The 12103-nt window shown below is 48.9% G+C and carries 9 protein-coding genes and 1 pseudogene; 2 read left to right on the top strand and 8 right to left on the bottom strand.

Going from position 1 to position 12103, the window contains the following annotated elements:
• Positions 1 to 135: 135 nt before the first annotated feature.
• The 7 genes and pseudogenes from NUV89_RS08615 to NUV89_RS08585 all read right to left on the bottom strand — a co-directional run bounded on the left by NUV89_RS08615 (position 136) and on the right by NUV89_RS08585 (position 9212).
• Complete coding sequence (locus tag NUV89_RS08615) at positions 136 to 1680, bottom strand: IS66 family transposase (RefSeq protein WP_257780978.1); 1545 nt, start codon at positions 1678 to 1680, stop codon at positions 136 to 138.
• A gap of 18 nt (positions 1681 to 1698) precedes the next feature.
• Positions 1699 to 2058, bottom strand: a complete 360-nt coding sequence (gene tnpB, locus NUV89_RS08610) for an IS66 family insertion sequence element accessory protein TnpB (protein ID WP_224794378.1) — start codon at positions 2056 to 2058, stop codon at positions 1699 to 1701.
• Between the two features lie 215 nt (positions 2059 to 2273).
• A pseudogene (locus NUV89_RS08605) lies at positions 2274 to 2604 on the bottom strand (hypothetical protein).
• Between the two features lie 1440 nt (positions 2605 to 4044).
• The gene (locus NUV89_RS08600) at positions 4045 to 4488 is read right to left on the bottom strand and encodes a hypothetical protein (RefSeq protein ID WP_017734294.1); all 444 of its coding nucleotides are present in this window, start codon (positions 4486 to 4488) and stop codon (positions 4045 to 4047) included.
• A 15-nt stretch (positions 4489 to 4503) separates the two neighbouring features.
• Positions 4504 to 6633: a hypothetical protein gene (locus tag NUV89_RS08595; RefSeq protein ID WP_146013197.1), complete on the bottom strand. Its 2130-nt coding sequence runs from the start codon at positions 6631 to 6633 to the stop codon at positions 4504 to 4506.
• A gap of 1 nt (position 6634) precedes the next feature.
• On the bottom strand, positions 6635 to 8098 hold the full coding sequence (locus NUV89_RS08590) for a tyrosine-type recombinase/integrase (RefSeq protein WP_017734296.1): 1464 nt from the start codon (positions 8096 to 8098) through the stop codon (positions 6635 to 6637).
• On the bottom strand, positions 8085 to 9212 hold the full coding sequence (locus NUV89_RS08585) for a tyrosine-type recombinase/integrase (RefSeq protein WP_257780977.1): 1128 nt from the start codon (positions 9210 to 9212) through the stop codon (positions 8085 to 8087). Before NUV89_RS08585 ends, NUV89_RS08590 begins: the two co-directional genes overlap by 14 nt.
• 542 nt (positions 9213 to 9754) lie before the next feature.
• On the opposite strand from NUV89_RS08585, the gene NUV89_RS08580 reads away from it, so the two are divergent.
• Positions 9755 to 9964: a YebG family protein gene (locus NUV89_RS08580; protein WP_017734297.1), complete on the top strand. Its 210-nt coding sequence runs from the start codon at positions 9755 to 9757 to the stop codon at positions 9962 to 9964.
• 55 nt (positions 9965 to 10019) lie between these two features.
• Here the strand turns inward: NUV89_RS08580 and NUV89_RS08575 are convergent, their stop codons facing one another.
• A complete protein-coding gene (locus tag NUV89_RS08575) occupies positions 10020 to 11039 on the bottom strand; it encodes a Glu/Leu/Phe/Val dehydrogenase dimerization domain-containing protein (RefSeq protein WP_257780976.1) in 1020 nt (339 codons plus the stop codon).
• A 187-nt stretch (positions 11040 to 11226) separates the two neighbouring features.
• Between NUV89_RS08575 and NUV89_RS08570 the strand changes: the two genes are divergently transcribed.
• The gene (locus tag NUV89_RS08570; protein WP_257780975.1) at positions 11227 to 12030 is read left to right on the top strand and encodes a SirB1 family protein; all 804 of its coding nucleotides are present in this window, start codon (positions 11227 to 11229) and stop codon (positions 12028 to 12030) included.
• Positions 12031 to 12103 lie beyond the last annotated feature (73 nt).

The raw sequence follows: 12103 nt of genomic DNA, 5'->3' as shown, positions 1-12103 counted from the left end.
TTCTGTTTTTACAGGACTTTGGAGGCCCAAAAAACGTACCGAATCTATTACGTGCATGGTGGATTTGGCGGTACAGCAAAGCATATCGAAAGGTCTCGATAGCGTGCGATCCAACCAACCACGATAGGGTCAGGCTTAACGTCGTATCTCTGGCGAACAGTTCCACGGCAGCAGTGCTTCATAGTCCGTCACCGACTGCGCATGTGGTAACTGCTCCAGTACGTGGCGTAGCCACGTATAAGGCTCTTGGCCGTTGACCTTGGCGGTCTCCACCAGACTGTATATCTGAGCACTGGCGGTAGCGCCTTTGGGCGTGTCGCTGAACAGCCACGCCTTACGACCGATAACGAACGGTTTTATCGCCCTTTCGGCCGCATTGTTGTCGATAGGTAAAAAACCGGCTTGTACATAACGCTCCAGCCGGCTCCAGTTGCTGGCCAGATAATTAATGGCCTTACCCAGCACACTTTGTGGCGTGACTTGCGGCTGCGTTTTTTCCAACCAGCCTTTCAACTGAGCCAGGATCGGAACGCTCTTTTGCTGACGGCCGATTAAACGCTGTTCATCATCGCTGTCCTTGAGCTCGCGCTCGATGCCATACAGCTTGTTGATCATTGTTAGGGCGATATCGGCACGTCCCGTCTTGCCCTTCGGCTGCACTTTCTGAGCCTCGACAAACTTGCGGCGCGCATGGGCCATGCAGGCCAGCCGTTCAACCCCCGGTTGCAACGCCAAGGCGTTATAGCCCGCGTAATCATCGGTCATCACATAGCCGCGATAACTTTCCAGCAGACGCAACGGAACCTCCCGCGCACGGCTGGACGTGTACTCGAACAACACGACTTTGCGATCTGGCGGGCCGCTGGCTTGTACCCACATCCAGGATTGGCTGGTCGGGTCTCGACCTGGCTCTTTCAATACTTGAACACGAGTTTCATCGCAGTGGATCACCGGGCTTTCCAGTAATCGGTCGCGCATTAAGTTCAGCAGTGGCTGAAAGTGTTCGCCGCACTGCATCACCCAGCGCGCCAGTGTTTGCCTTGGTATATCGATACCGTGTCGACTTAACACCGTCTCGAAACGATGCAGCGGCAAGCCATCGACGTACTTGGTGGTCAGCAACATGGCCAGAACGCTTGGGCTGGCCATGCTCTTTTCGATTAGTTGAGCCGGTTTGTCGGCGGTGACCGGTGCCGTTTCGCACCCACGGCAACCGTAAACCTTACGGATATGTTTGATGACACGGATCTGCATCGGCACGATATCCAGCTGTTCGCTGATTTCTTCGCTGATCACGTGCTTGCGGCAACCGCAGGCACAGGTCAGTTCATGCTCGGGCAGTTCGTGGATGACCTCGACACGCGGCAGCTCAGCCGACAATACCTTACGTTTTCCTCGGCGCGGCACCGGGGAAACGACTTCCTCTTCAGCATCGCCGATCAATGGCATCGGCTCACTTTCAGGCTCATTGAACAGTGCAAGTTGCGGCGTATTGGGCTGCGCTGTCTGCTCGGACTTACGCCCGAACAAGTGGTCGCGCAACAGCTTGATCTGTCCTTTCAGGTCGACGATGTGAGCCTGATAAGCCTGGGCAACTTCTTCCTGGCGATTGAGTGCCTCAAGCAGCATGTGCTTGAGCAAAACGGGGTCATCAGGAAGATCGTCGGGCAGAGAAATCATGGCCCGGATTATACCGGGTCAGGCTACGTAGCGCGGAGTTAAAACCTGGTGAGGACGGTTGCGCCACAGGTCAAAACCGTCGAGCAGCCAGTTCAGTTCCTGGACGCTCAGAACGATCACTTCATCGCTGAGATCAGGCGATGTTTTGAATCGCTCGAACTCCAAGCGCTTAAGCCAAAGGCAGAAGCCGTTGCGCTCCCAGTACAAAATCTTCACGCGGTTACGGGGCTTGTTGAGAAAAACGAAGAGCACGGGATCGAACACCGCCACTTTTATGTCCAGCTCGACCAGCGCAGCGAGCCCATTAATGGACTTTCTGAAGTCCACGGGCTTGGGGTAGAGATAAACTTTTTCAACTTTGGCGTCGGGTCGCATCATGACGAGCTGGCCTCCTGAGAGAATCGGGAGCACAGCATCCGGCATCAGCTAAGCGCTATGAATGTGGGGTTCATGGAGCGCTTACGTTAAATCCAGTCCGGGATATGACTGACGCCCCTAATATTTTAAGCTTCAATCGACACGAACCTGTTAGATGACCCCGCGGTAAGTGAAGGCGGCTTAATACCCCGCGGGCGAAAAGTGAGAGTACCCACTTACATCGATGTGACCGACACTACTTTCACAAACCTAAATTTTTTTGGCCGTCTTTGTAGCTTCTCGTTCTGCAACTAGTAAGCTCAGCGTATCGGCCTCATGCACCATCTGGTGCGTCTCACCCTCGAATTCGCTCCCCACACGGAGCGTAACTTTCAACCTAGATGTGAAGCCTTTTGAAACCGCCTTTTTCCTCGCTGCCTTCCCCGGTTGCACGATCACGACATCCGTGACTGTGTCCTGAACGTCTGAGTTAATTGCGGGCGTAGAGGGCTCAGAATCACCGAATAGCGCCCCACGCATCTCATCTTCCATCAATTCCGTATTCATACTATTTCTCAGAAGAGTGACTGACAACTGTCGATCAGTAGCGGTCAATCTATCTCCTTAAAAGCCCCCGGCAATCAACTATCGGTGGGGTTTCTACAACGTTAGGAGGCGAGTTTTGAGAATATAATCACTCACAGCAATTTACCCGTTAGCAAACCTACCGGTTCATGCTCGACTCCAAATATAGCTGCAGCATCAAGGAAATGGTTCGAAGCATCACGGGATCGTCTCCGCAGTATTAGCCTCGCCTCCCTCTCGAATTGACCTTTCATGAGCCACTTGGATGTTTCGGCCTTACGTTTGCCTTTCATGGTCAATCTCATTAGGTCTAATCGTTTTTTTAGGGGGGTCTTGGGGTAAAGGTATCACCAAACGCTGGAGCATGGTGATTCACAACGCAAACCGTTCTGCCACTTGAATAAACATCACCTCAACCATTCTAGTTTCGGCAATGACCGCAAGAGTAGCGCTGCCGTACTGATGCATAGCTGCCGGCGGAAAATATCCGAATATATCCTGCTGACTATAATCTATAGTCACCAGGATATATTCAGATAGGTGTGGGAGCACTTAGCATTCAGCGGTAACAGTCAGTCATAAGAAAATTATCAATTAAGACAACTTCGGTCCAGCCACATCAACAGAGTGAAGACCTGAAAAGTTCTGCGGCTGAAACGGTATACCAAAAGGTGTTCCCAAAGCGCAGAAAACATTTAAACCAGTAAAACAAACACAATATTTATTGAAAGTAAGAAGCATATCCACATTATCAAAATTTTGTGAACACGAATAACGCTTTTCTGCATAAAGTCTGGCACAGCACCAATTATCTCTCTAAATATTCCGAGGGTGCGCTTTACGCACGTAAGGATTTCTGATCATATTTACAAGTTTTAGTGCATACAGTCTGAGCAATTCGTGGTCAAGACTCTGGCTTTGAGGAATCAAGCTTCTGAAGAAGAGTTTTCGTTAACCCGGAATTTTCATTGTCATACTTTCTGAATGTATCTTCAAGATGATAATGCCGTCCGTTTCCCAGTACTTTAACGTATTTAAATCCAACCTGGTCAGGTTATCTTAAATTTTTACACCTATTGTAGGCCCGCCTTCAACTTAGAGGATTCACGACACAAAATATTAAAATTAAAAATCCGCTGATTCTTCTTATTTACCAACTTCAACAAAGCTCGTCTAGTTGAAATGCCAATCACCAAAATTAGCAAACTGAATTTAATAATGACTGAAGCCGCCTACATATTAAAAGCCATATAAAATTATGCACGGCCATTTTTATTCAATGAGCGCGCCTTAGCTTCGAGGGTAAGTAAATCATTTGATCATATCCCTTATCTATGGGTATCGCTGAGGTTGGAATAGATTTAATAATTCGCGCCTACACTTCGAATCAAGTATAAAAAATTGATTTCTACCGAATTGCAGCTAAGGGTCCATAGCATGTAGACGCACCTCCGGCATTCGATTGCAAATAGGGCATTCGACCACACCTGCCATATCACGCCTAATAAACTTAGAAATATCTAACGACTCTTTTACGATAACGCTGATCACGTGCAAATATTGCACGCGCAACGCCTCATAACTCATGATTGTACGAGTCAAGTCATTCTCTAGCTTTGAAATTTTCACTTTTAAATTGGCAGCGTGCGAGTCCTTGTCCAGACTATATTTTTTAAGAGAAAGTGTAGATATGGCTTCATCAAGCTCCCCCTGATGCTTCCTGATAGTTTCTCTAGAAACGCTCGCAAAAACGGCTAATTCCTTTTGGCTATATACATATTGTTCCCCACGACTTAGATATTCAGTATTCAATGCATTCAACGACTTATTAAGATACTCACTCAACCGCTTTCCTCTACGCTGCATTTTGAGTCTCCGGCGCTACTTAAGTTGGCGAACCTCCAACAGGCGAGCGGTACTTCTTGCCACGCGGCTGAAATGGACATCTTGATGACCACCTTCCCCACCGTTCGCTTGAATATATTCCCTAATAGTATTAGCATCATCATTGATTTTTTTCAGCTCAATAAATTGACCTTCATTCTCTACATCCACCACCAAACTTTCACAGCAGTCTCCTCGCTCATTGACTGACAAGCAAGAGAGACTATGCCTGCACGTTTTCAGAGCTAAATCTAATGTACATCCCCCATGTGGCATTGGATTGACAATCCGTACTGCGGCTTTGAGGTATTGTTCGGCAGTTTGGCGATCGGTCATGCCCAAAATGTTATAAGTCTCTTGTATTTGCCCAATGGCTTTATCTTGCCGGATGCTTGTCAGCAAATCCTGAACAACTTTGCTTCTATCGATCGCTAACGTCTGATCATATACTCGCGCCTGCGCTAAGCTTTTTCTAGACAAGAGCGCATTAACTTGCAAATCAGTCAGCCCCCCTTGCTTGTAAACAGTATTCAACCAGTGTCGTATATCATGCCATGTGAAAGTGGCAACATTACCAGTTCTAGGATCAATAACATTGTATTTAGAAAAAACTGAATCTAGGCCTTTCGCGGCATCGGCCAGCCAATAACAAAATTGTGCTCGAGATACCATCGTATAATTAGCCAAATCCGTATTGAACGAAGTATGAAAAAAGAAACGGGGTAGAACCATCAGCGCATCCTCAACCTCAAGCACTGCACCAGTACCATCTCGAATAACTGGCTCAATTTGTTTATGAAATTCTCCCTCAAAATTGGAGTCATATGTAAATGGGAACGATTTTTTCAACAACTGATCCGAAAGACACACATCAAAAATCTTCCTCACAATACTAGTCGCTGTTTTGTGATGCCTAAAGCGCATCTGATAAAACTGCTCGAAGCGATTGAATGAAACCGAATGAGGATGCACCAACAATACTTCCCTCCAATTAGGAGTATCAAGCGTCACAGGAAACGAGCGCCAATTCGAATCAAAAGAATAATAGACACCTTCTTTAAGTGCCATTTGCCTGTTAACCTGTCTTTTAAAATGCCTTGCACTAACACCTACATACTTAGCTCCTCCAGTGATACCCAGGCGCCGCTGGACTCCAACAAAATCTATAAATTGATTACGTTTACTAACCCAAACTGCATCAGGCGTAAAGATACTAAAGCTGGTGGTCCACTCGTGACAAAATCTCCTCGCATAGTACTCTGTAGCTTCCGGCGATTTCCAAACCTTATACCAATCGACAGCCGATGATTCTTTTCTTTTGCGCGCTATACGTCTGCCCTCCACTGTTAGGTTCTTCAAGAACTCGACTGCACTTTTAACTGCCGGCAGCAAATCCTGTGGAAACAATCTCAACGTCTGACCTTCGACCTTTTCGGGAAACAGTCTGAGCACCCACGCGCCCTCATGAAATACTAAACAATCAACTGGCAAACTTGCCAGCTCGCCAACACGCCCCCCCATTGCTGAATTCAGTACAATTGCATTTATAAAAAAGCGATCTTTCGGAGCAAGACTTTCGTTCGACGCTAGCCCGAAAAAATCTCTCATCACCTCAATAGGTATGAGTTTATTACGTCTCCCTTCCTCAGTTCCATCCCGACCATGCTCTATAGTGCTGGTTGCGAGCGCCTTATAACTTATTCTAAGACCTAGATTTATTCTCAGCCAAGAACCAAAATTAAATAACTTTTTTTGAAGATTGACGTTGTTCCCCACGGCAATTTCAAAATCACCATTATTCACCTGCATAATACTTTTTGACCCTAAGATTTCGTCCAGTTTTTTGATAGCCCTCATATCTCCAACGGCGGTAGCATCACAGATATTAGATTTCCAGCGCTTATTTAATATGTATGCTTTAGCTACAGCTCTGAGACCAAGATTACTAATGGACGAAAAAAGAACATTTGAATATCGCGCATTACCGGGACGTCTTTTCCAACGCAAAACATTCCATTTGTCAGAAAAAAAATCGATATCATCTTCCAAAATCTGCATCCACCGCGTGCACTTATCGATTAGTTGACTTGGCATACCGATTGCTTTTAATTTCTTTAATAATTCCAATTTAGTCACCTGCTTCGATTTTAACAATCACATCTGTGATGGATTGATAAACACGCTCCAACTCTTTAAGCACTTTACTACGTTCGGATCCGTTGATTGCCGCATTCCACTTATTCAACATAGCTTCTATGTAATTCAAAGACCGGTAGTGATCGGCATCTTTCCAAGCGATAAAAAATGGACATCCGTTATAACAGCTAAAAAATGGGTGTTTAGTACAAGCAACTTGACTTCCACAGGACCCCACTACTGCGGGGGCAGCTATAACTGGGATCAGTATTGGATTACCTGGCGAAATCGGCGCTATCTTCCCTGCAAAAAATGCAGCTGTGAGCTCGGAAAAGATACCGCCTAACTTTCTTCCGACACGATCCAAGAGTGGACAAAAATCAGATACTAGGCAGTCAATATATGCGTTTACTGCGAAAAGGCTCTTATGCTCCAACACATACCTTATCTCTTCGCTAGTACATCCCTGCATGGCCATTTGTGTTGCGCCGCTATGACGAATACGATAAGGCGTCAAAATCAAGATTTCGTTGGTTCTAGGGCTAATGATTTTCTTTTTTCTGGACCAGTTTTTTATCATAGCGTCGAAATTCGATTTTGTGCCAGGTTTAGATGTTACAATTAGCCGCCCCTTAGCCTTTTGACACTCACTTACGCCTTCACGCTTTCCATACTCTAAAATTTCATTAGCTAGTTCAGCTGTAATAGGCCACAAATCACTGGGCTGTCCCGCGTTATACTTAATTTTCGGAATTCTCAAGAAGAATTCTTTTTCACCTAAAATACCTGGCGGCGACCAGAGAGCCTCAATATCCATACTTGAAATCTGCATTGGTCGCTTGAGCGTTTCAAAGGAAATCCAAACAAAAAGTCTTGCAACATTTTCATCCCATGACTCGTTCCCACTCTCAAGCATCGCTCGGCGCACCAACTCCAGCTCTGCGTTAGTCAAAGCCCCACGTTTTTTATCCCAATCCGATATAACTCTTGTCGATGGCGAGCCCACTGCAATTTGATTAAGTTCAGCAGCGTAAATTTCGTCCGCCTGGGCCAAACCATTATCAGCACAATATGTATAAAATTTTCTAAAACAAAGCCTTATAGACTTCGACGCGGTAGCGAACATCTCAAAAAGTTCATGCCATGACAACGACGAAAAATTTTTCCACTCATCCTTCCATACAACAGCCATCATCTTTAATGCTGACTTCACTTCATTTACAATTGCCGGCGTATGGTCTTGAAGTTTATCACACACATATTCGTATGCTGCATCAACTACCTGAGAGCAAAACAGGTACATGGAAAAGTCAATCCAATACCTTCTGCCCCTCCAGATACTTTCTATCCTCGGCCCAGTCACATCAATCAACAAACAGGAAGAAGGATCAGCGTAACACTTTATGAAGATATTCCCGTCGCTGTTTACATACTTCCCCTGTTCATTGACTTCCATTCTGAACCCTCCTCTTATTATTTTCAGTAACTTTTCTACGTGTAGAATCTCTCACTGCCCGGTTTGCATAAAGAAGCAAAGACGTTTCACTTCGCCATCCCCCCATATATACGATGCTATCGATTGCAGCGCTTCGGTCAGGAGATTCCTGAGCTGCAATATATAATCGGTTAAACTTTGAATGGCGAAGCAAATGCCATCTAAACGTTATTCCAGATTTCCGCTGAATGACATTTGCGATGCGGCTCGCGGCAGAACAAGACAAAGGTTTTCCTGCGCCAAAACTTCCATGCGCAACAAACAGATAATCATGATCTAAAAAATTAGTCACTCTCATCTTGCCCCTGATAAATTTCTTCATGACCCTATATTTCTTTACATACAGCTCAAGCAATCCAACTAGATCATCATCCTCAGGCTGCATATACAAATATCGACCTAGCGTTTTAACTTTTGGATTATAAGGAACTCTGGAGTCTAGATTGCTATTTCTTCTATCCAGATGAACTATTTCAACATACGGATCACTACCCGACAAATTCAAATCTTCCAACCTAAGCGATAGTGCCTCACCAATTCTTAATCCAAACGCTTTTACGAGTCGCCATAATAAATAATTTCTATGACAAATACCCTTGTCAAATTTTGCCTCTTCAAATTCATGTAGCAAGAGATTCTCGATTGAATTAATTTCACTATCGCTCAAGTCCAAAGCGAGTTTTCCTCCCTCCCCTCCAATGGTCGCCTTACTCCAAAAAAAACGCTGCGTATTAACGAGGGCAATTAACTCCACATCCGCCTTAATCAGCTCACTCGAGCTTACATAGTTGAAAACAAACCACACGACAAAAGTTTTACAGCTTTGCATTACCTGCCTATTGTAGGAGCTGATAGTGTTTGAGTCTTTGTCAACCACCTCACTGAGCCAATCCGAGAAACTTTTTATTTGTTTATAGCGAAGCCCAAATCCACTCAATAGATAGAATTCTAAATCGACTTTTCCTTCGCTAGCCCAAGTAAATAAAAATGCTACGTGATGAAACAGGGTAAATATGCTACCTTTGTTTTTTCTTTCCCCTCGGGCGTACGCTGCCTCGAAAAGCGATGCAGCCAAAGACGGAACCAGTGTTCTAGAATTGACAAATAAGCATCTACCGATCCCTTCGGCTTGAAACTTGACTAGTTTATACCGTAGATTTTTTCGACCCTTCGATATGCGAAGATTAACTTTCACAGTTCACGCCCCCATTTAGATTCGCAGGCGTCCGTCCATATGCAGCCAAACAATGCACATCGATATAGATTTTTCTTACCTATAGCGAACAATAACGAGCGGAAGATCACAGACACATAGAATTTCTTGCCCATGGGCTTAGCATCCCACCAAGCAACGCCCGGTAGACCAATTAGAGATTCGGCTCGAAATTGATATTGAAGGTGTGATCTTTTAATACACATGCGCACAACCCCGACGTCTTAGTAAACGTTCGTGGGTACAGATGCGCGTCAGCGGACTCCGACAGGCGGTCGCTATCTATGGTCCCGAGGCGTTGCGATGACGCCCCTAATTGACGATAGCGCGCTATCAGCAGGTTCGCCACTCCGCAATTTAATATATTCCTAAAATTAAGTAGGCACCTTTCGATCCACTAAATCATGGATAAAGCCGAAGCTGACCGTCATGACAAGATGCTTGAACTCGCTGAGTTGCTCGCAGAAGTGTTGCAAAAAGCCGTGCCGTCGTTGAGCGAGCAGCAGGTGGAGGAAGCCGGGATCTACATGGCGAAGAACCGCGATGTGTTTGCCAAGGCGTTCAAGAGCCAACCGGACGCATTGTCCGAGTTGCTGAACCCGCCGGCGGAATAAAGCCCGAATTGAACAGGCCCTGAATCATGGATTCAGGGCCTTTTTAATGCGTGGGTCATTTGTAGAGCAGGCGCTCGGCCAGTTCGTCCGCCACTCGCGCGGGGCTGCGTTTTTCGGCCTGGGCGTGGGCGAAGATTTCCGTCAGGCGTGTGCCGATATTCGACAGGTGCGCGGTGATATCAGGCAGTTCTGCGCCGTTGTGCTTGAGGGCGACGTAGATCAGGCCGCCGGAATTGATCACGTAGTCGGGGGCGTAGAGGATGCCGCGCCCTTCCAGTTGGTCGGCGATGTCTAGGTTGGTCAGTTGCGCGCTGGCCGAGCCGGCAACGGCGGCGCAGCGCAGTTGGCCGACGCTCTGGCGGTTGAACACGGCGCCGAGGCCGCAGGGCGCGAGGATGTCGCAGGGGGTGCTGAGCAAGGCGTCGTTGGCGATGGGGTGCGCGCCCAGTTGCTCCATGGCCAGCTGCACTTTGCCGTGGTCGATGTCGCTCACCAGCAGCTCGGCACCGGCCGCGTGCAGTTGCTCGGCGAGGGAGTAGCCGACGTTGCCCAGGCCCTGCACCGCCACGCGCAACCCCTCAAGGTTGTCGCTGCCCAGGCGCGCCATCGCGCTGGCGCGGATGCCGGTGAACACGCCCATGGCGGTATGGGAGGAAGGGTCGCCGGCGGCGGTGGTGCTGGTGACGAAGCGCGTGTGTTGAGCGATGCAATCCATGTCGGCCACCGAGGTGCCGCTGTCGATGGCGGTGATAAAGCGACCGTCGAGTTTTTCAACGCAGCGGCCGAAGGCTTCAAACAAAGCGGCACGGCTTTCCACGTGCACAGGGCGAAGGATCACTGCCGTGCCACCGCCCACCGGCAACCCGGCCAGGGCGGCTTTGTAGCTCATGCCTTGGGCCAGGCGCGCGGCATCGGCCACGGCACTTTCGTCGTCGGGGTAAGCGAGGTAGCGACAGCCGCCCAGGGCGGGCCCGAGGCGGCTGTTATGGATGGCGATGACCGCCTTCAGCCCGGTAACCGGATCGACGCTCAGGTGCAGCGATTCAAGGCGGGTGCTGTGCATGAGCGCAAACATCGTCAAGCTCCCGAATCACTTCTGGTAGTGGCCCAAGTATAGGCTTGCGGTAGAAATCCGACGGACTACGCTGGAATAAGCCCTGCGTTTTTGTAGGCCCCGCGACATAAGCAAGCAGGATATTTTCCAAGCTACTGGACGAAAATTCCCAGCAAGGCTAAAACGGGAGCATCTGCCGGAGAATGCAATGAATCCCCGCACAGCCTTTTTCGCCTGCCTGGACCGTTCGCCCCCTGCGCTGTTTGAAGCAGCCCTGTGGATTGCCGCCGAGCACGACCCCACGGTACAACCGTTGCTGATCCTGCAGGAACTGACGGTGCTGCAACAGCAAGTCAGCGTGGCAATGCCCATGCTGCCGGCGGATGAACTGGGCCAGCCGTTGCTGCGGCGCCTCAATGACCTGGGGTTTGCCCAGGACGACTTCACCCCGCTGCGCCCCGCCGCGGCCCTGTTGGATAAAGTGCTGCAACGCAAGCGCGGGCAACCCCTGGTGATGGGGTTGATCGCGCTGGAACTGGCGCGACGCCTGCATATCCCGATGGTCGGCGTGAATTTCCCCGGGCACTTCCTGCTGCGGGTGCCCGGCGCCGATCACCTGCTGGACCCCTGCGGCGGCCGGCGCCTGTACCCCAACGATTGCCGCGAACTGCTGCAACGCCAATACGGCCCCAACCTCAAGCTGCAAGCCGAGCACCTGCACAGCGCCGACCCGCGTTCGATCCTGCAACGGCTGTCACGCAACCTGCGCCAACTGCACCTGGCCAATGATGCGCCGCTGGAAGCCTTGGTGGATGCCGAACGCGTGTTGGAGCTGGGCAATGCCAGCGCTGCCGATTACCTGGCGCGGGCCAGCCTGTATCAGCGGCTGGATTGTCCCAGTGCCGAGCGATTTGATCTGGAACACGCGCTGATGCTCAGTGAAGACCCCATCCAGCGCCTGCGGCTGACCGAGCGATTGGGCCATTTGCCGCCCAACTCCGTGGTGCACTGAGCCTCAATGGGTGGGAGCTGGCTTGCCTGCGATAGCGGTGGGTCAGCCACTACATTGCTGACTGTTGCACCGC

Source organism: Pseudomonas sp. 18.1.10 (genome assembly GCF_024655625.1).
Lineage (GTDB): Bacteria > Pseudomonadota > Gammaproteobacteria > Pseudomonadales > Pseudomonadaceae > Aquipseudomonas.
The sequence above is the reverse complement of the archived record's forward strand: the minus strand, read 5'-3'. Positions and strand labels throughout refer to the sequence as shown.

Coding starts and splice junctions, on each gene's coding strand:
- NUV89_RS08615 (WP_257780978.1), bottom strand. CDS start 1,680: ATGATTTCTCTGCCCGACGATCTTCCTGATGACCCCGTTTTGCTCAAG.
- tnpB (WP_224794378.1), bottom strand. CDS start 2,058: ATGATGCGACCCGACGCCAAAGTTGAAAAAGTTTATCTCTACCCCAAG.
- NUV89_RS08600 (WP_017734294.1), bottom strand. CDS start 4,488: ATGCAGCGTAGAGGAAAGCGGTTGAGTGAGTATCTTAATAAGTCGTTG.
- NUV89_RS08590 (WP_017734296.1), bottom strand. CDS start 8,098: ATGGAAGTCAATGAACAGGGGAAGTATGTAAACAGCGACGGGAATATC.
- NUV89_RS08580 (WP_017734297.1), top strand. CDS start 9,755: ATGGATAAAGCCGAAGCTGACCGTCATGACAAGATGCTTGAACTCGCT.
- NUV89_RS08575 (WP_257780976.1), bottom strand. CDS start 11,039: ATGTTTGCGCTCATGCACAGCACCCGCCTTGAATCGCTGCACCTGAGC.
- NUV89_RS08570 (WP_257780975.1), top strand. CDS start 11,227: ATGAATCCCCGCACAGCCTTTTTCGCCTGCCTGGACCGTTCGCCCCCT.